This window comes from Methanoculleus sp. 10, assembly GCF_913757945.1.
Lineage (GTDB): Archaea > Halobacteriota > Methanomicrobia > Methanomicrobiales > Methanoculleaceae > Methanoculleus.
The window spans coordinates 53618-71770 of the sequence record NZ_CAJYDP010000004.1 but is presented as its reverse complement, the minus strand read 5'-3'; the positions used below and the strand labels follow the sequence as shown (position 1 = coordinate 71770).

The window sequence follows — 18153 nt, the reverse complement described above, 5'->3', positions numbered from 1 at the left end:
CTGATAGTCCGCGCCGCCCCAGGAGTACGGGATGAACCTCGTCATGGTTGTGCACGGCCCCGAGGCCTTCGACGCCGGGGACGCCGGGCGGCTGATCGCTCTCCTCGCCCCCCGGCGGGTGCTCGTCGCGGGGGTGATGGCCCGGACCGCCGCCGAGGAGTCGGGGCTTCCGGTGACCTGCACGGACGAGCGGCCGAGCACGGTCCTCGCGGCCCAATCCGGGCCCTCGTGCCTGGTCAACCGGGGGAAGACCCCGGAGTCCGGCCGGATATTCGGCGAGATCGTCGCCGGCCGCCTCCGCGGGCTCGTCCACGTCGAGACGTCGAGCGGCACCGTCTACTGCTGGGATTGTGGCGACGGGGGACTCGCGGAGGAGATCGCGGCACGGACCGGGTATGCTCTCGTTCACGGCGAGAGTAACCGCTCCCGGCCGGAAGGCGTGCGGGAGATCCGCGGCTGCATACCGGGGGAGGCGGTCTTCGTGAACGGGATCGTCGTCGGGACCGCGACGGCGGAGACGGTCGTCCTCGCTTGCGAGGGCGGGACCTTCCGGGCCGTCTCCGGGCTTGAGCCGAAACCTCACGGGTTTGAGAAACTCCTCCGGGCGGGCCTCCCGGAGATCGGCACCGCCTGGTGCAAGAGCGGGCCGGTCCGGACCGTCCCGCCCCGGCAGGGCGACCGCGCCTCCCGCGGGGGCAGGATTGCGGTCGTCGACCACTGCGGCCACACCCTCTACCGCGAGCTCGGGGAGGAGGTCTGCGGCGTCCTCGCCGTCGGCGACGACACCACCGCCGTCTGCGGCCACATCTGCTCCCATGCCGGCATCCCCGTCTTCGGCGTGGTCGACGGCGACGCCGACGCCATCGTCGAGCCCGGGTACGCCCCGGGGTCGGTCGTGGTCGAGGTCACGCACGGCCGCGACGACGAGGTCGGCCGGGAGGTCATCGCGACGAGGGACCTGTGGGCCGCCTCCTGGGAGGAGTGGGTGGAGGAGACGCTTTGCGCCCTCGCGGGGAGGGTGCGGGTCGTCGTCGACCGCCGCGAGGAGTGAAAGATGCAGTGCGCCGAGTGTAAGGGGAGAGGGTTCTGCGGGCTTGAGCGCTGTCCGATCATGAGCAGGTTCTACGCCCGGCTCCCGGTCCGGCCGGCCGACCACTACGAGGGGGCCGCGCCGTCGGTCTTCGTGGGGAGTTACGGCTACCCGAAGGTCGCCGGGGGACCGCTGATGATCGACGATGCCGACCACCCGCCGGACTGGGTCCGGCAGGGCCTCCTGATCGACGATATCGTCGGGATCCGGGCCCGGACGATCCGCGGCGCCGGGGAGGCGAAAGGGCTTACCGGGAGCATCCAGGAGATCGCGCTCTCAAGCAAGCCCCTCGATGTGGAGGTGCGGTTCGTAAAACCCGTCTCCTTCGACCTCCGGTTCGACGGGACGATCGCCCCCGTCGGGCTCACCGGCGCCATCCGGGAGATGGACGTCCTCGGGAACGCCCGGGTGGACCGGGCGGTCGACCGGGCGACCTCCGACACCGATCTTGGTGCGACCGATGCCTGCGAGATCCTCCACACGTCGGGGACCGACGTCTACCGGATCACCCAGCTCCTCACCGCCGGCCTCCTCGGGAAGAAGCGGCGCGTCGTCCCCACGCGGTGGGCGATCACGGCGGTCGACGACACGGTCTCGACCCGGCTCAAGAAGAGGATCGCGCGGTATCCGCCGCTTTCCGGGATCGAGGTCTTCTCGGCCGCGCTCTACGGGAACCATATCGTCTGCCTCCTCGTCCCCGGGGACTGGAAGTTTGAGATGATCGAGGTCTGGGGAAAGCAGTCGCTCTGGGGCGGCGGGAGCGAGACGATCGCCCGCGACGGCGAAGGTGCGACGAAGTCGGGCTACTCGCCGCTCGCGGGGGCCTACTACTCGGCCCGCCTCGCGGTCGCGGAGTACCTGGAGAGCGTGCAGCGCTCGGCACGGGTGCTCGTCCTCAGAAACGTCACCGGCGAGTACTGGGCGCCGCTCGGCACCTGGGTCGTCCGGGAGGCGGCGCGAAACGCCATGCGGGGCAGCCGGACCCCGTGCGCCACCCTCGACGAGGCGGTTGGTCTTGCCTCCCGGCTCATCGGGTTCACCCACTGGCGGCCCCACAGCAGGCTCATACCGGAGCTTGCGACGCAGAAGACGCTCTTTGACTTTTAGAGGGAACCCTGTCCGTTCTTCTGCCCGCCGTAGCGTTCGGCGAGGGTGTCGAGGGTCTCGACCTCGTCGACGCTCTTGTCCTCGCGCACCCGGACGAACCGCGGGAACCGGAGCGCGTAGCCGCTCTCGTAGTTCGGGCTCGTCTGGATCTCGGAGTAGCCCACCTCGAAGACCACCGCCGGCTCAAGCGTCACTTCTTTTCCCGAACGGGCGATCACCGAGTCTTTGAAGAGCGTGTAGAGCTCGGCGAGCGTCTCGTCGGTGATCCCGGTCGCCACCTTCCCGACGGGGAGGAGCCGGCCCTGGTCCTGGACCGCGAGCAGGAACGAGCCGAACATCTTCGCCCGCCGGCCTTCGCCCCACTCGGCCCCGACGACCGCAAGGTCGAGGGTCTCGACCCCGGGTTTCACCTTCACCCAGAGGCGGCCCCGGACGCCGGGGGTGTAGGGCGAATCAAGGACCTTCACCATCACGCCCTCGTGGCCGAGAGCGAGGGCATCGGCGTAGATCGCCTCCGCCGCGGCGGCGTCGCCGACCCGGAACTGCTCTGCGACGTGCGCCCCGAGCACCTCCTCGAGGATCGTGCGCCGCTCGCCGAGCGGCCGGTCCATCAGGGTCTCGCCGTCCAGGTAGAGGATGTCAAAGACCCGGGGGACGAGCTCGATCTTCTCCATCATCGCATCCACCTCGTGCTTGCGCCGGAACCGCCGGATGACGTACTGGAACGGCATGGGCCTCCCGTCCCGGACGGCGACCGCCTCCCCGTCCAGGATCACGTCATGATCGGTCGCCTCCTGGAGTTGGCGCGCGATGTCGGGGAGGCTCTCCGTGACCTCCTCGAGCCGGCGGGAGTAGATCCGGCAGACGTCGCCCTGCTTGTGGAACTGGAACCTGCTCCCGTCGTACTTGTACTCGACCGCGACCTCGCCGTGGTCGGTGAGCTGCCCGGCGATGGTCCCCGCCTGGGCGAGCATCATCTTCACCGGCCGGAACGGCTCGATCGTCACGCGGGCGAGGGCTCCGGGGTCCCGCCGGGCAAGGAGGGCGACCTCGCCAAGGTCGTTCATCGCCTGGTGGGCATGCTCGACCAGGCGGACGTCGATGTCGAACGCCCGCGCGACGGCGTCGCGGACGTTCCCCTCGCCCATCCCTATCCGGAGTTCTTCAAGCATCAGCCGTGTGAGATACCGCCCTTCAAGGGGGCGGGCGTTCCCGAAGAGGCCCTGCGCGACCCGGAGCTTCTCCCGCTGCGACCGCTGCCCTCCTGCCGCCGCCATCCGCCCGAACTCGCGGTAGACGTCGACGAGGTCGAGTTCCTGCACGAAGAACGACGTCTGCTCTTTTCTAGCGAGGAGGTCCTCGACGGCACGGCCGGCGTCGCCGATGGCGTTGATCGCCTCGCGGACGGTCTCCCGCTTCGTCCCGACGACGTAGGCCACCGCGTCGTAGAGGAGGTTTGGGCCCACGCCGAGTTTTTTGGTGCTCCAGTCGGGAAAGACCCTGCCCATGACGAACCGGACGAAGACGGGGAGTTCGTCGTCGCCGAGCCGGGGCAGGACGGCGGCAACCTCCTCGATCATATCCAGGCGCCCCGGGATCCCTTCCAGGCGCTCGCAGATGCGGGCGAACTCCAGAAACTGCATACCCATCTCCTGAAGTATTTCCCGGCGGGGAGAATCAACCCTTCTCTTTTGGACGGTTTGATGGGGAAGCACCGCCAACCCTCATCCATGCACCAGGACGACGAACTCAAGGAGATGCTCTCCGACCTCATCTGGCTCAACGCCCTGATCGCGACCGAACTTATCCAGATCACCGAGAACACATCGCAGATCCTCAGGAAAGCGGCTCCGCCGGAGGCCTGCGTCGCCGAGCACGCGGCCCTGCGGGCGACGGCGCTCGATATCGCCGACCGCTACAGGCCCGGGACGATGCTCCGGCAGCATGTCGGGGAGCATCAATAAGGATGTGGGACGGGACCGCCGCCGTCAGGCAGTGGCCGCGACGAGCCCGGCGTCCCTGACGACGAGATCCGCCGACCCGATGAGCTCCCGGGTCAGGGTGATGTTGACCGTCCCGTTCACCGGGTCGACGGTGCTTGCCGTCGCACCGGGTGCGCCGCGGCCGGCGACGGTGAAGGCATACCCCTCCGGCCGGACGACCTCGACGGTGTAGTTCCCCGGCGGGATGCCGCTGAAGATGTAGAGGCCTTCGCAGGCGTGGGAGAAGGTTTCCGTCGTCGCTACCTGCCCGCCCGCGGCGTCGCGGAGGTGGACGGCAATGCCGCTCATGCCCTGTTCGCCGGGCCCCTGGACGCCGTCGTTGTCGGCGTCGAGAAAGATGGTCCCTCCTATCGTGCCGGCGGCCCGCTCCGCCTCAGGCGGGGCGTAGCCCGCCGCGCCTGCAATCTGACCGAAGACGAATACTGCTGTTATGATGGCTGCAAGAACGCTGACTGCTTTCATCGGTTCACCTCGTGTCCCGGACGCCGCACGGGCACCCGGGCGTGTAACCCCCGGGGAAGGCCGCGGTCTCCGCCCGGAGATCCTGCAGAGGGCAGGAAAGACCGGGATTTTTCCGGTCCGCTGTCGGCCCGGGGGTTCGGCCCATAGTAGCCGTTATCATATATGAACGTTGTTAAATGTGACAGGGCGGGCGGTACCCCCGATCGGCCGGTTCAGGAGCCCGGATGTCAGTCAGCCGACCGGAAACCGGGGATTGTCCGGTTTACCCCTCCCGGAGAAGGGGGATCTTCTGCCGGCGGCGCGCGCCCGTCGTCGCCGGCGGTCCCGTTCTCCGGGTCCGACGTCACGGTCGCCGTCATGTTCCCGGGGCTGCCGGTCCCGCCAGCAGGCGACACCCGGGCCGGGGCAGGGAGCAGCCCTGCATCCCGGACGACCGTCTCGCCCCCGCCGACGGCAAAGAGGGGCGTTATACCGGTCAGCGGGTCGGCATGGCTGTCCCCGCCGACGGTCGTGAACGTGTAGCCGTCCGGCGGGCTGAACGCGAGCGAGTACTCCCCGGGCATGAGGGGGCCGAAGAGGTACAGGGAGGTGTAGCGGTCATGGTAGCCCGTGCGGGCCGACGCCGCCACACCGTCGCCGGCATCGAGGAGGCGGACCTCGACGCCGGTCATGCCGTAGGTCTCATCCCTGACGCCGTTCTGGTCGTCGTCGCTCCAGACCGTCCCGAGGACCCATCCGTAGGCCGTAGCCGGGGTCGCGGCCCGGTAATTCCCGACGAGGCCCGCGTCCAGAACCTGCCGGTCCCCCGGAGCCTCCGCGAACGCCGTGTCTGCCGTCACCGGGCGGGCGTCGTTGCCCCGGCCGGGGAGGGTGCAGGCGTAGCCGTCCGGCAGGAGGAACTCGACGCCGGTGTAGCCGCCGGCGGGGATGGCCGGAAACCGGTACGACCCGTCGGAACCGGTGACCGCAGCGTCAGCCATGGTCCGCTTGCCGATCAGCCGCACGCTGATGCCCGGGATGCCCGGTTCGCCGGAGGTGCGGCTGCCGTCCGCGTTGAGGTCGTACCAGACCGTGCCCGACAGCGCGTTCCCATCGCCGTTGTCGTCGTCCCACCCGTTATGGTCGTCATCCCCGTTGTCGTCGTCCCACCCGTCATGATCGTCGTCCGGTTTCTCCGTCGGTTTCGCGGTGCGGGTTGGTTTCTCAATGGGTTTCTCCGTGGGTTTCACAGTAGGTTTCTCTGTGGGTTTCTCTGTAGGTTTCTTGGTCAGGGTGGGGCGGGCGGCGGGGCCTGGGTCGGGGCCGGGGCCGCCGTCTTCGTCGGCGCCGGCCGACCACCACCGGCGGTTTCTGGTGCACGGCCGGCGCCTTCGGGGGCTTGATGGGCGTCACCGTGGGCGTCGGCGTCGGTGTCGGCGCCGGGGCAGGCCCGAGCCTCACCGCCCAGGCGTCCGTGTTCGCCGTCCCTCCCTTCCCTGTGGCGTTGAAGGCCCCGGCGAAGAGGTACCCGTCCTCTGCGATCTGCAGGACCGACAACGCCCGGTCGCCGGGGTTGCTGCCGCCGAAGGTCCTGCTCCACACCACCGCACCGCTGGCGTTGGTCTTAACAAGCCAGGCGTCGGTGTCGTCGACGCCGGAGTACCCCGTCTCCCCGGCGAAGAGGTAGCCGCCGTCTGCCGTCCCGATGACGGCCGCGGCCGACTCGTTCACGCCGAGGTCACCGTAGACCCAGTTCCAGATGATATCCCCGGCGGGCGAGAGTTTGATCAGGAGCGCATCGGTGTCGACCGTCGCGTTGTCGGGCCGCTCCGTGAACGTGCCGGCGACGAGCAGGTTGCCGTCCGGGGTCGTGATCACCGCCCGGCCGGTGTCGTCATCGGGGCTCCCGAACGTCCTGTTCCAGACCTCGCCGCCCGACTCGTTGAGCCGGATCACCCAGACGTCGGCCATCCCCGCCCCCGACGACTCCGTGCTGCCGGCGATGACGAAATCTCCGCCGGAAAGCCGGGTGACGGCGTTCGCTGTATCATTCCCGGCCCCGCCGAGGACCCGTCTCCAGACCTCGCCGCCCGTCTCGTTCACCCGGACCGCCCAGGCGTCCGACTCGTTCCCTCCCCGGGCCGCAGTGGAGCCGACGAAGAGGTAACCGCCGTCGCCGGTCAGGATCACCCCGTTTGCCGAGGCGTTGACGTCCGGGCCGCCGTAGGTCCGGTTCCAGACCTCGGCGCCCGACGGGTCGATCTTCACGAGCCAGGCGTCGGTGTCTGCCTGCGTCCCGTTCGTGACGTAGGTGAGGTTGCCGGCGAAGAGGAGGCCGCCGTCATCGGTCCGGACGACCGAACGCGCGGTATCGGCCTCCTTCCCGCCGTAGGTCCGGTTCCACTCCAGAGAGCCCTCTGCCGTCAGCCTGATCACCCAGGCATCCGTCTCTCCCTCCCCGGACGATGCCGTCACCCCGGCAAGGAAGAACCCGTCTCCCCCGGGGCCGGGGACGACCGCGTATGCCGCGTCATCGGCATCCGGCCCCCCGTAAGTCCGGTTCCAGATAACCGTCTGCTCTTCCGTTCCTGCGCCCGCGGCAGCGACGAGCGCGAGTGCCGACAGGAGCATGATCCCGATCCAGGTGCTGCGTTGCATGTCTGTTTCCTCTCCCTGTATCCACCCCGGCAAACGTGCTGCAGTCCGTGCCGGAGGCTGTGCCGGTCCCTCCCGCCTCCCGGGGTTCATGGCAGGCCGCCGTGAAACGCGGGTCCGCCGGGGATGGTTGAGCCTCCCGCAGCACCATGGGGTCTGCACGTCAATTGTCTGATTATTATAATAATCTTGTTTCAAAAACACGGGTGCGGCGGCGGCCCGATGGCGGCCGCATCTCTGGGGGCGGGGCGGGCGATCCGGTTGTTGCCCCGGCCCTGCCGGCGTGCGTCTCCCGCCCACAACCATCAATACTCTTATGAACAAACCCTTGATAGAAGACCTGCATGAAACTCTTGCTTGCGATTGCACCGGAACGGTTCAGGGACGAGGAACTGGAGATCCCGAAGAGGGCCTTTGAGGAGGCGGGGATCGGCGTCGACGTCGCCTCCACGGCCGCCGGCATGTGCACGGGGATGCTCGGGGCCAGGACGAAGGCGGCCATGACGTTTGACGAGGTGGACCCCGACGACTACGCCGGGATTGTGGTGGTGGGCGGCGCCGGGTCACAGGACCACCTCTGGGGGAGCAAACGGCTTCAGGCCCTTGTCCGGACGTTCTTCGAGGAGGGCAGGGTCGTCGCCGCAATCTGCCTCGCGCCGGTCGTCCTCGCGCGGGCGGGCATCCTTGCCGGGCGGCAGGCCACGGTCTACCCGAGCCCGGCGGCTGTCGCGGAGATGAAGAAGGCGAAAGCGATCCTTCACGAGATCCCGGTCGTCGCGGATATGCAGATCGTGACCGCGAACGGCCCCGCTGCTGCCGCACAGTTCGCCGATACCATCATCACGAAACTCGAATGTTAACCGATACGCAAGGTAGCGACGTGGACCGGGCCGACTGCACCCTGGTGATCCCGGCATACAACGAAGAGAAGAGGATACGGTCGCTCCTCGAAGACCTCTCGGGCTTTAGAGGCGACCTCATCTTCGTCTGCGACGGGACCGACGCCACTCCCGCCGTCATCGGGGCGTTTGCGGCCGCCCATCCATCGCTCTCCATCCGGTGCCTGACGTTCCCGGTCCGCCTCGGGAAGGGAGGCGGCGTCGTGGCCGGAATCCGGGAGGCGTCGACCCGTTACGTCGGCTACATGGACGCGGACGGTTCGACGTCGTTATCGGAGATGGAACGCCTCTTTGACCGCCTCGTGGACGCGGACGGCGCCATCGGTTCACGCTGGCTCCCCGGCTCCGTGATGACGGTCCGGCAGGGCCTCCGGCGCCGGGCCGAGAGCCGCCTCTTCAACCTGGTCGTCCGGCTCCTCTTCGGGCTCGGCTACCGCGATACCCAGTGCGGCGCGAAGGTCTTCCGGCGGGAGGCGCTCGACCGGGTTCTCCCGTCCATCCGGTCGACCGGGTTTGAGTTCGACGTCGAACTCCTCTGGCGGCTCGCGCGGAGCGGCTGCCGGGTGGAGGAGGTCCCGATCACCTGGGAGAACCGGGACGAGTCGAAGGTGGGGACGTCGGACGCACAAGAGATGCTCTCCGGGATGATCCGGCTCCGGTTCGGGTGAAGATTGTTCGCGTGGGCGGGGTTTTACCCTTACGGCACCATACGAAACCGTATCACTACCCCTGAACCATCGGTCTCGCGCGAGAGATGCGAAGTCAGCCTATGGGTGTCGACGGTAAGTCCACGAAGATCGTCTCACCAGAGAGATCAGTCGCAGGGATGGGGTAAGTGGTTGAGCGTCTTTAAGGCGTGTCAACCATCATTTTCTCCAGCACAGAGAGAAGAATAATTGTATCTCTTTTACTTACTGAGTCCGCTTCTACCCGCTTTGAATGGTACAAACATGCAGGGCAACCATCTTTGCAGGGGCATCGTTCCAAGAAATCTCGGTTAAGTCGAACTAGACCCGGTAACGAATCCTTCAATTTGTAGGAGATCCCAATCCCTCCTTTATAGTCATCATATATCGCGATGATAAAGTCCCCAGGATTCTTGGGATGGTCGCCGGAATAGACACCGATATCTCGAGGATCGCTAAGAATAAAGTGTGAGATCGTTAGCTGTGTAATAATCTCAATGCCTTTCAATGCTTTTTCAATACGCTTTCCTCCGTTCTTTTCGAATTCATTTAAAACACTTCTTGCTATCGTGATCCAAATGCCTTTTGTGTCAAAGGTGTGTGGAGGTAGGTCCAATGGATACCTGCCATCGCACTGTCCACTATCCCTGACCACTGAAAATGCGTCATACAGTGTTGAAACCTCAAGAGAGCCAAACTTCAATTTAAACTCTCCAAAGTTAATCGACTCCTCAGAGAGGATATCCAAAGTAATGGTGACATGAGCAATCGTATAGTAGAGAACATCCACCTTTTGAAGCGATGCCATCCGGGTCGTAAGGTTGAGGTCAGTTACCAGATATTTATCATTATTGTGGAAAAAAATTGCACCCTTATGTGCTTCTCTGAAAGCCTGACTTTTTGTAAGTGTCTCCTTGAATTGATTTGGCGCTTCAGCATAAAATGTCTCCTCAAAGATCCCTCGAATATTTACACTCTCGTGAATTTTTGCTCGATAATACCAGATTCCGTCAACATTCTGGAAAAGCGGTGTTAAACAATGGTTTACAATAAATGCTTCAAGATCGTTCCCAAGAAACTCGCTATCTTCAAGAGGATTAATCGGTTTTTCGTATGCTGCGCAATAGAGATGATTTCTCCGAACCTCGGTATTCTGCAGATCTATTACGGCTTTTTCCATAGGTTTGTTGAAGAACTCCATAGGCCGCTGGACATAATACATCTCAAGCGGGTTATTGTATGCTATGAGAAAGATAAGCGATTTTTTGCTTTTTCGCCCGGCTCTGCCTGCCTGCTGCCATGTTGACATCATCGAGCCCGGGTATCCAGACAGAATTGCGCAGTCCAGTGAACCCACATCGATCCCAAGTTCCAGCGCATTGGTGCTGACGACCCCCAATAGGTCTCCACCTTTTAAGAGTCTCTCTTTACGGCCTCTGTCCTCAGGAGAATACCCTGCACGGTATTCTTCTACCTTATCTGCCAACTCAGGGTGCTTCCCCTTTGAAAGGAGATTAACGGTTTTTTTGGATATAAGGCCAACAAGTTTTCGTGAACCAGCAAAACAGATTGTCTGGCATCTCTGTGCTACACATTCTGTGAGCAATTCTACAGTCTGCCGAGTTGTACCCATTTTAAGATCATAGTTCATGAGAATGAAGTATTTCTCACCGTGCGGGGATCCATCCTTGTCGATCAAGGTTAGTGGCCCATCGATGAGTGTCTCTCCCAGTTCAACTGCGTTAGAGATGGTCGCGCTTGAAAGGATGAACGCCGGTTGAGACTGATAGTACTTGCAGATTCGCTTGAATCGCCTCATAAGATACGCGACGTTGGTGCCAAAGATTCCACGGTACGTATGTGCCTCATCAATGACGATAAAGCGTAGTTTAGAGAAAAATCGCTCCCACAACCCACGGCGTTCCAGCATCCGGTGAAGCGTGTCGGGGTTTGTTAAAATAAGCCGCGATTTCATCGCGATTGTTTCTTTGGCACCACGCGGGATATCACCATCTACTCTGTGTGGGTGCACAAGTATACCTGAATCCTTCTCCATTTGTACAACTGTTTTCAGTTGGTCGCTGGCGAGGGCCTTGGTTGGATAAATATACAGTGCAGTTGCTTCTGGATCTCTAGCCAGTGCATCGAATACCGGTACGTTAAAGCAGAGTGTTTTTCCACTTGCAGTTGGCGTGGTGATAATGATGTTTCTGCCTTCAGCAACAGCATTGATTGCATCACACTGGTGACTGTATAGACGAATGTGCTTTTCGAGCAGGTAATGCTTTACTTGCGGAGCGAGTTGATGCCTTAGCGTGCCATATTGGGCAGTGTTCCCGTTAAATCGATGGCAATGTGTAATAGTTTTTGCAAGAGGCCATTCATTATCCTCTAACTTGAAAAGAAGTGATTCAAGGCTCATCCACCATCAACCCGTTCAACTATATGGGAACATTCTTTAGAGAGGCAGAAAAGTGTATCGAAATGAAAAAATTGCAATGGAAGAACATTTATTGAAGCCTACAATCAGTTAGGACCTCGTTTTTGAGAGAACGATCATCCCATACCGGCTTCAGCGTCTCTCAATTAACCTGCTGACTCAGTCAATGCTGCTTCCTGGCATCACTCACCTCCGGTTCGGGTAGCCGCTCCCTGCGCCTTCCCGGGGGAACAAACCGCCGGGTTTTAAGGCTCTCAAGGCAGACGGGTTCTGCAGGAGTGGGGATTACGGTGCTTGAGAAGGCGGTCTTCGTTCAGGGGCTCAGGGAAGACATGCGGGTCGATGCACCCTTCGTGGTGGAGACTGCAGGCCTCAAAGAGAAGCGGGATGGAGGCAAGTACATCCAGCTCACCATCTCCGACCGGACGGGCCGGGGGACCTGCAAGGTCTGGGGTACGCCCGATTGTGCGGGGCAGATCGAGGAATTCTACCGCGCGATCCAGGTAGGGGAGGTCTACCGTATCCTGGGCTACGCGCGGGTTTACAACGGCACCTGCGAGGTCAACGTGAACGACGGGATCGCCGACTTTTTGACCCCGGTGCCGGCCGATACGCTCGATCCGTCGCACTTCATCTACGCGCCCGTCGATTACGAGAATGTTCGGCGGGGGCTGGCCCGTATGGCCGCAAAGATCGCCGACCCCGGGATATACTCCCTCGTCTCGGGGGTCATGAACAGCACCCCGGCGTTCCTTGAAGCCCCGGCAGCAAAGGTCCGGCACCACGCCTACATCGGCGGCCTCGCGGAGCACACCCTCGAGACCGCGGAGATGGCGCTCTCCCTCTCGGGCACCGTCAGCCGGGCCCGGATGGACACCGACGTCCTGCTCGCGGGAGCCCTCCTCCACGACGTCGGGAAGGCGGCCTGTTTCCGCCGCCAGGGTTTCTCGTTCGTCGCGCTTCCCGATTACACCCTCGTCGGGCATACGGCGATCGGGGCCGCGGCCCTCCTCCGGCACTCGGCAGGCGTCGACCCTGCACGGTTTGCCCACATCCTCCATATCCTGATGGCGCACCACGGCCCTCACGGCGAGATCCAGCCCCGGACCCCCGAGGCCTGGACGGTCCACTTCGCCGACAACGCAAGCGCCACCCTTCGGGCGGCCTGCGACGACACCGCGGACCTTGCGCCGGGTGAGGGGAAGCAGGGGGCACGGAGCGGGGCGCCGGTGTACCGGTTCTGACCACCCGCACGTGAATGGTCGACCGTAAACCACAGGCTGCTATACTGAAAAAGACCTTCGGTAATCGTCTCGATTTACAAATATTCTATTATTCTTTGAGTATATGGTCCTTCCGATCTCACCCGGCGAGGCTGGTCTCCTGGCAAAAAAAGAAGTCACGACCCCTTCAGGTAGGCCTCCGGGTTCTTCTCAAAGAGCTTCTTGCACCCCGGGGCGCAGAAATAGTAAGTCTTCCCCTTGTACTCGGACGTGAACTTCGCCGTCGCCGGATCGACGTCCATCTTGCATACCGGATCAACTGCCACGCGCATCAACCTCCGATAGCACCCCTCTCTTCGCCGGGGGTATATAAGTCTTGAGCAGCAGCGAGAGCGAGACGACCGTCACCGACGAGAGCGCCATCGCGAGCGCCGCAAGCTCCGGCCGGAAGGTGATGCCGAAGAAGGGGTAGAGCACGCCCGCGGCGAGGGGGATGAGGGCTGCGTTGTAGGCGAACGCCCAGAAGAGGTTCTGCTTGATCCGCGTCATCACCTTCCGGGAGAGCTCGATGGCCGCGACGGCGTCGGTGAGGTCGTCGCGGATGAGGACGATGTCGGCGCTCTCGATGGCGACGTCGGTCCCGCTCCCGATGGCGATCCCGACGTCCGCCTGCGCGAGCGCCGGGGCGTCGTTGATCCCGTCCCCCACGAACGCCACGACCTCGCCGCGTTCCTGGAGGCTCCGGACCTCCCGCGCCTTATCCTGCGGCAGCACCCCCGCGTGGACGTCCTCGATCCCGACCTCCCGCGCGACGGCGTTCGCCGTCCGCGGGTTGTCGCCGGTGATCATCGTCACGGAGAGCCCCATCCTCTTCAACTCCGCGACGGCCCCCTTCGTCGTCGGTTTCAGGGTGTCGGCGACGGCGATGATGCCGGCAAACCTCCCCGCCGCGGCGACGAGGACCGCGGTCTTCCCGACGTCCTGGAGGGCGGCGATCCGGTCTTCCGCCTCGGGCGGGATGCGGATGCGATACTCGTCGAGGAAGGGCCGGTTCCCGATCAGGACCTCCTCCCCCTCCACCACGGCGCTCACCCCCCTGCCGCCGAAGGTTGTGAACCGCTCCGATGCCGGGACGAGAAGGCGGGCAGCCTCCGCCCGCCGCACGACCGCCGCCCCGAGCGGGTGCTCCGAGTTCTTCTCGACCGCCGCCGCGACCGATAACAGCCGGTCCTCCGGCATACCGAAGGCGACGACGTCGGTGACGTCGGGTTTCCCCCGGGTGAGCGTCCCGGTCTTGTCGAAGACGACCGCGGTCAGCCTCTCGGAGATCTCGAGCGCCTCGCCGTTCCGGATCAGCACCCCGAGCTCGGCGCCCCGCCCGATCCCGACGGTCACGGCGGTCGGGGTGGCAAGCCCGAGCGCGCAGGGGCAGGCGACGACCAGGACCGAGATCAGGACCGTGAGCGCAAAGAGGAGCGTGGCGCCGAGGGCCAGGTACCAGGCGAGGAAGGCGATGGTGGCGATCGCGAGGACGGCCGGGATGAAGTAGGAGACCGCGACATCGGCGATCCGCTCCACCGGGGGCTTTGAGCCCTGGGCGTCACGGACGAGCCGGATGATCTGCGAGAGGACCATGTCCCTCCCGATCTTCTCGGCCCGGACCCGGAGGACGCCGTTGACGTTCAGGGTGCCGCCGACGACCCCGTCACCCTCCCGCTTGTCGGCCGGGATGGGTTCGCCGGTGATCATCGACTCGTCGACCGAGCTCTCGCCGCCCACGACCACACCGTCCACCGGCACCTTCTCCCCCGGCCGGATCAGGAGGACGTCGCCGACGACGACCTCCTCGATAGCGACCTCGATCTCCCGATCGCCCCGGATGACCGTCGCGGTCTTCGGCCGGAGGCCTATGAGGTTCTTGATGGCGTCAGACGTCCTCCCCTTCGCCCGGGCCTCAAGGTAGCGCCCGAGCGTCAGGAACGAGGCAAGCATCACCGCCGTGTCGTAGAAGTTGAACTCCGGGGTGAGGACGAGCCCGAATGTCCCGAAGATGCTTGCGCCGTAGGCGACGCCGATGCCCATCGCGTACATGACGTCCATCGTCAGCGCCCGGTTGCGGAGCGCCGCGGCGGCCGCCCTGAAGATGGGGGCGCTGACGTAGAAGAAGACCGGCAGGGTGATGACGAGCATGACGAGGTTCATCGAGACCGGGAGGGCGGCCGCCCCCGGCATCCCGAAGAGCATGTAGAAGAAGAGCGGGATACTGACCGCAAACCCGACGGTGAACCGGCGGAACTTGTCCCTGAGGTCTTCCTCCCGCGCCAGGGCCTCGACGTCCCCGGCGACCTCCTCCGCAAGCCCGAGGTACTGGTAGCCGGCATCCTCGACGGCGGCCCGGATATCGGATGTGGTGACGAGCGCGGGGTTGTAGACGACGTGCGCGGTCTCGGTCGCGAGGTTGACCCGGGCGTCGTAGACCCCCTCAAGGCCGGTGAGCGAGGCCTCGATCACCTGGGCGCAGGACGCGCAGACCATCCCGCCGATCCTGACGGTGACTTCGTCTCGCACGACCTCGTAACCGGCGTCGACGACCGTCCGCTCGAGGTCCGCGAGGGTGGCCTTCGCCGGGTCGTACTCGACCGTGGCCGTCCCGGCCGCGAGGTTCACCCGGGCATCATAGACGTCGTCACGGCCCTGGAGGGCGCGTTCGATGTTGAGGGCGCACGACGCACAGTGCATCCCGGAGATCTTCAGTTCCGCCTTCCGCTTCTCCTCCGGCATGATGATCTCCTCGTTCTGCGGGGATAAATACCTGCACCCCTTCTCCCGGGCCCGTGCAGCCGCACGCGGGCGGCGAAGAACCCCGGTATGGGCGTGCCGGTAAGTTATACATAACATTATTATATTGCCCCAAGGATATTGCCGCCCATCCTGAGGTGATTGTGGTGCAGGGAAGGGATAATTCAGCAGGAGAGAAGCGATATGATGTTGAACGGATGGCGTCGGGGCGGGATATCGACGGCCTGACTGATGCGTTGCAGGATAGCGATCCGGATGTCCGCCGGAGCGCCGCCCTTGCCCTTGGCGAACTCGGGGAGTGGCGGGCGGTGGACCCCCTGATCCGTGCGCTCGCCGACCCGGCGCAGGACGTCCGGGAGGCGGCGGCGAACGCGCTTGTGATGGTCGGGACGCCGGCGGTCGAGCCGTTGATCGACCTCCTCGAGCGTCCCGATATTGCGGCGGTATACGGGGTGCCCGGGGAAGAGGCCGGGGAGGGGCTGACACAGATTGACCTTCTCGCCGGTCCTGAGGGCATACCGCCTGAAAAGAGGACCCTCCGGCACAGGGGAGGCATTACGCAGCACGACCTCCTCGCCGGTCCTGAGGGGATTCCGCCCGAGAAGAGAACCCTCCAGCACAGGGTCCTGGCACAGCATGACCTCCTTGCCGGTCCGGAGGGTGTGAAGGAGCATGAGGCCCTCTTCCCCGAAGCCGGGAGAGCGGGTGTTGAGGAGGAGGCCCCACCGCCCGAGATGAGGCGGGAGTTACGACGTACGTATGCGGCAGCCATCCTCGGCGAGATCGCTGATCCCCGGGCGGAGGGTCCCCTCACCCGGTCGCTCTCAGACGACGACCCGGTCGTCCGGAAGGCGGCCGGGGATGCGCTCGTGAGGTTCCGCGAGAAGCGGGGTGAGGCAGCGCCCGTGCCGCCGGCGTCCCGGTGATGCCGGGGCACACTCCTGTTTTTTCGGGTGTGCGTGTGCTACGATACTGCGCGAGGGGAGTATTTCCAGACCCGATTGGCTCTGAAGAATCCTCGTGGAGAGGGTAGCGATAGATGGTATAATAAGGGAGCCCCTCATAAGTTAGACACCTTAGGCACCGGGGTGCAGCCATGACCCTGGACTCCTGTAGACCCATCGGCGGCGTGCCTGTGATATCTCCGATGCGGAGATTCTCGAATTCTTCAACGCACAAGAAAGCAGCCGCCGGGCGTAAGACCGATTCCGGGCGATACCGGTGACGGCGACTACGGGAGGCCGGGTCGACACCCCCACGACACCGGTCTGCCGTTCTCCTACGAATTTCGTCGGGATGGCGGCGGCTTGCCTATACAAAGCAGCGAACCCTGAGGAGGTCCTGGAGATCTCCGGATCTCCCTCCCGGGTTTGAGTGATTATACAATGATAGCAGAAACAGCAGAAAACCACGTCATCTTCTACTGTGGTCGATGTCAACACCGATGGACTGAAGAATTTACCAATGAACCGATCGGGTGCCCGATCTGTGGAAACTACAGCACAATTGGACGCACCGAACCGAGACATAGACGGAGGAGATGGTAATTGAAGTTGTCCGGGGCCCGGACGGCGATACCGTCAGAAAACAACCCGGATGCCTGAACCCCTACTACCTCTTTTGAAGATATCTCCCTGCAGCGCCCCCAACTCCGGGAGGGGCGGCAATCCTGGCAGCAGCGGATTGCTCGTCCTGTCCGTCGCCTCCATGCCGCCTGAAACCTCACAGATCCCACACTCCCCCCTTCACGTGAGGCAACCCGCGGTGCGTGAAATATGAGGTGTGTCTGAGTACGACCCCCTGTCGACCATCTCACAAAAGTTATTATATCGACCAACCGCCATACACCGGGCCCGGAGGCGAATTGGTTGCAGAGAGTGGGTAATCCAGCAGAAGAGAGACGGTTCAACATCGATCTCCTGAGGGCGGAAGAGAATATCGACGGCCTGATCGAGGCGCTCGGGAGCGAGGACAGCCTGACCCGCCAACGGGCCGCCCTGGCGCTCGGTGATGTCGGGACGGAAGCGGCGGCCGGCCCGCTCATCCGGGCGCTCGGGGACCCGCTGACGGCGGTGCGGGAGGCGGCGGCGGACTCGCTCGCCATGCTCGGCCCCCCGGCGGTCGGGCCGCTGGTCGAGCTCATCGAGGACCCGGGGGCGTCGGGGAAGTACGAGGAGACGGCGGCGGCCGGTGGCCCGGTGAGCGTAACCGGGCCCGGCGGCCGGACCTGGGAGGTCGAGACCCGGCGAGACCTCCGGCGGGTGTATGCCGCCGCTATCCTTGGCGAGATCGGCGACCCTGCCGCGGTAGGACCCCTCATCCGGGCGCTGCGTGACGCAAACGACGACCTCCGGTGCCAGGCGTCCGGGGCGCTCGCAAAGTTCGGGAGGGAGGCGGTGGAGCCGCTTGGCGCGGCGCTCGCTGACCCGGACCCGGATGTCAGGATCGTCGCGGCCGGCGTCCTCGGTGATACCGGGGAGGCGGCTGCGATCGAGCCCCTCGTCGGGGCGCTCCGTGACGAGAACGGCGACGTCAGGGGGGCGGCGGGAGGCGCCCTCGTCCGGCTGGGCGGCGCAGCGGTCGACCGGCTCATCGCCGCGACGAAGGACGCCGACCGCAATGTCCGGCTCTACGCGGCGGGGGCGCTCAAGTACATCGGCGACCCGCGGGCGATCGCTCCCCTCCGGGATCTCGCCCGCAGCGGCGATGCGGAGGAGAAGGGCGTCGCAGAGGACGCGATCGCAAAGATCCGGATGGTCCAGGGTGAGGCCGCGCCGGAGCCTTCAGCGCCGACGTCGCGGTGAGGTATC

Annotated in this window: 15 protein-coding genes; 8 read left to right on the top strand and 7 right to left on the bottom strand. The window is 64.4% G+C overall.

The genetic code is table 11. The features are described 5' to 3' along the window. The first annotated feature begins 31 nt into the window (after positions 1–31). Positions 32–1051 (top strand): DUF2117 domain-containing protein, encoded by a 1020-nt coding sequence (locus QZ408_RS05605; RefSeq protein WP_292490237.1) that lies wholly within the window; start codon positions 32–34, stop codon positions 1049–1051. Positions 1052–1054: 3 nt separating this feature from the next. After that, positions 1055–2197 carry a hypothetical protein gene (locus QZ408_RS05600; protein ID WP_292490236.1) on the top strand — a complete coding sequence of 381 codons (1143 nt, stop codon included), beginning with the start codon at positions 1055–1057 and terminating at the stop codon, positions 2195–2197. Here the strand turns inward: QZ408_RS05600 and QZ408_RS05595 are convergent. Then, on the bottom strand, positions 2194–3840 hold the full coding sequence (locus QZ408_RS05595) for an ATP-dependent DNA ligase (RefSeq protein WP_292490235.1): 1647 nt from the start codon (positions 3838–3840) through the stop codon (positions 2194–2196). The genes QZ408_RS05600 and QZ408_RS05595 overlap by 4 nt on opposite strands. 87 nt (positions 3841–3927) lie before the next feature. On the opposite strand from QZ408_RS05595, the gene QZ408_RS05590 reads away from it, so the two are divergent. Continuing rightward, on the top strand, positions 3928–4161 hold the full coding sequence (locus tag QZ408_RS05590) for a hypothetical protein (protein ID WP_292490234.1): 234 nt from the start codon (positions 3928–3930) through the stop codon (positions 4159–4161). Positions 4162–4185: 24 nt separating this feature from the next. On the opposite strand, the gene QZ408_RS05585 is transcribed toward QZ408_RS05590, so the two are convergent. The 3 genes from QZ408_RS05585 to QZ408_RS05575 all read right to left on the bottom strand — a co-directional run bounded on the left by QZ408_RS05585 (position 4186) and on the right by QZ408_RS05575 (position 7299). Beyond that, complete coding sequence (locus QZ408_RS05585) at positions 4186–4662, bottom strand: SdrD B-like domain-containing protein (RefSeq protein ID WP_292490233.1); 477 nt, start codon at positions 4660–4662, stop codon at positions 4186–4188. 227 nt (positions 4663–4889) lie between these two features. Beyond that, on the bottom strand, positions 4890–5891 hold the full coding sequence (locus QZ408_RS05580) for an SdrD B-like domain-containing protein (protein WP_292490232.1): 1002 nt from the start codon (positions 5889–5891) through the stop codon (positions 4890–4892). Next, a complete protein-coding gene (locus QZ408_RS05575) occupies positions 5866–7299 on the bottom strand; it encodes a hypothetical protein (protein ID WP_292490231.1) in 1434 nt (477 codons plus the stop codon). The genes QZ408_RS05580 and QZ408_RS05575 overlap by 26 nt, the downstream gene beginning before the upstream one ends. 341 nt (positions 7300–7640) lie before the next feature. On the opposite strand from QZ408_RS05575, the gene QZ408_RS05570 reads away from it, so the two are divergent. Together QZ408_RS05570 and QZ408_RS05565 are read left to right on the top strand one after the other, a co-directional pair. Next, positions 7641–8156: a DJ-1/PfpI family protein gene (locus tag QZ408_RS05570; protein ID WP_292490230.1), complete on the top strand. Its 516-nt coding sequence runs from the start codon at positions 7641–7643 to the stop codon at positions 8154–8156. Then, positions 8150–8863 carry a dolichyl-phosphate beta-glucosyltransferase gene (locus QZ408_RS05565; protein ID WP_292490229.1) on the top strand — a complete coding sequence of 238 codons (714 nt, stop codon included), beginning with the start codon at positions 8150–8152 and terminating at the stop codon, positions 8861–8863. Before QZ408_RS05570 ends, QZ408_RS05565 begins: the two co-directional genes overlap by 7 nt. 181 nt (positions 8864–9044) lie before the next feature. On the opposite strand, the gene QZ408_RS05560 is transcribed toward QZ408_RS05565, so the two are convergent. Next, complete coding sequence (locus QZ408_RS05560; RefSeq protein ID WP_292490228.1) at positions 9045–11303, bottom strand: DEAD/DEAH box helicase; 2259 nt, start codon at positions 11301–11303, stop codon at positions 9045–9047. A 308-nt stretch (positions 11304–11611) separates the two neighbouring features. Between QZ408_RS05560 and QZ408_RS05555 the strand changes: the two genes are divergently transcribed. Continuing rightward, positions 11612–12565, top strand: a complete 954-nt coding sequence (locus tag QZ408_RS05555; protein ID WP_292490227.1) for an HD domain-containing protein — start codon at positions 11612–11614, stop codon at positions 12563–12565. 155 nt (positions 12566–12720) lie between these two features. On the opposite strand, the gene QZ408_RS05550 is transcribed toward QZ408_RS05555, so the two are convergent. After that, the gene (locus QZ408_RS05550; RefSeq protein ID WP_292490226.1) at positions 12721–12870 is read right to left on the bottom strand and encodes a YHS domain-containing protein; all 150 of its coding nucleotides are present in this window, start codon (positions 12868–12870) and stop codon (positions 12721–12723) included. Further along, positions 12860–15325, bottom strand: a complete 2466-nt coding sequence (locus QZ408_RS05545) for a heavy metal translocating P-type ATPase (RefSeq protein ID WP_292490225.1) — start codon at positions 15323–15325, stop codon at positions 12860–12862. Before QZ408_RS05545 ends, QZ408_RS05550 begins: the two co-directional genes overlap by 11 nt. 161 nt (positions 15326–15486) lie before the next feature. Here QZ408_RS05545 and QZ408_RS05540 point away from each other — a divergent pair, with 161 nt between their 5' ends. Together QZ408_RS05540 and QZ408_RS05535 are read left to right on the top strand one after the other, a co-directional pair. Beyond that, positions 15487–16269, top strand: a complete 783-nt coding sequence (locus tag QZ408_RS05540; protein ID WP_292490224.1) for a HEAT repeat domain-containing protein — start codon at positions 15487–15489, stop codon at positions 16267–16269. A gap of 951 nt (positions 16270–17220) precedes the next feature. Then, complete coding sequence (locus QZ408_RS05535) at positions 17221–18147, top strand: HEAT repeat domain-containing protein (RefSeq protein WP_292490487.1); 927 nt, start codon at positions 17221–17223, stop codon at positions 18145–18147. Positions 18148–18153 lie beyond the last annotated feature (6 nt).

Excerpts from the sequence above, each read along its gene's own strand:
- QZ408_RS05600 (WP_292490236.1), top strand. The coding sequence starts at position 1,055 with ATGCAGTGCGCCGAGTGTAAGGGGAGAGGGTTCTGCGGGCTTGAGCGC.
- QZ408_RS05590 (WP_292490234.1), top strand. The coding sequence starts at position 3,928 with ATGCACCAGGACGACGAACTCAAGGAGATGCTCTCCGACCTCATCTGG.
- QZ408_RS05545 (WP_292490225.1), bottom strand. The coding sequence starts at position 15,325 with ATGCCGGAGGAGAAGCGGAAGGCGGAACTGAAGATCTCCGGGATGCAC.
- QZ408_RS05560 (WP_292490228.1), bottom strand. The coding sequence starts at position 11,303 with ATGAGCCTTGAATCACTTCTTTTCAAGTTAGAGGATAATGAATGGCCT.
- QZ408_RS05585 (WP_292490233.1), bottom strand. The coding sequence starts at position 4,662 with ATGAAAGCAGTCAGCGTTCTTGCAGCCATCATAACAGCAGTATTCGTC.
- QZ408_RS05605 (WP_292490237.1), top strand. The coding sequence starts at position 32 with ATGAACCTCGTCATGGTTGTGCACGGCCCCGAGGCCTTCGACGCCGGG.
- QZ408_RS05575 (WP_292490231.1), bottom strand. The coding sequence starts at position 7,299 with ATGCAACGCAGCACCTGGATCGGGATCATGCTCCTGTCGGCACTCGCG.
- QZ408_RS05570 (WP_292490230.1), top strand. The coding sequence starts at position 7,641 with ATGAAACTCTTGCTTGCGATTGCACCGGAACGGTTCAGGGACGAGGAA.
- QZ408_RS05595 (WP_292490235.1), bottom strand. The coding sequence starts at position 3,840 with ATGCAGTTTCTGGAGTTCGCCCGCATCTGCGAGCGCCTGGAAGGGATC.
- QZ408_RS05565 (WP_292490229.1), top strand. The coding sequence starts at position 8,150 with ATGTTAACCGATACGCAAGGTAGCGACGTGGACCGGGCCGACTGCACC.